The organism is Pseudomaricurvus sp. ABR4_320 (genome assembly GCF_056159445.1).
Genome location: NZ_JBSWVF010000119.1, coordinates 1 through 284, shown reverse-complemented (window position 1 = coordinate 284; position 284 = coordinate 1). Strand labels below are relative to the sequence as shown.

Here is a 284-nt window from a genome sequence, read left to right as displayed (position 1 = left end):
GAACCTTCAATTCAAAGGCTACGGTTATATCGTCGAGGCGGACATTAAAGGCTTCTTCGATAATATGGATCATGCTTGGCTGATGCGAATGCTTGAGCATCGCATTGATGACAAGCGGTTTCTTAATCTGATTAATCAATGGTTGAAGGCGAGAATCAAAGAACCGGATGGACACTATCACAAGCCTGAATCAGGCACGCCGCAAGGCGGAGTGATCAGTCCGGTATTGGCGAACATCTACCTTCATTACGCCTTGGATTTATGGTTCGAGAAGAAGATCAAAA

The 284-nt window shown here is 45.1% G+C and carries 1 protein-coding gene; it reads left to right on the top strand.

The window, feature by feature from the left end; all coding sequences use genetic code 11:
* A partial coding sequence (locus ACXAFR_RS27645; RefSeq protein WP_475183464.1) for a reverse transcriptase domain-containing protein occupies positions 1-284 on the top strand: 284 nt, incomplete at both ends.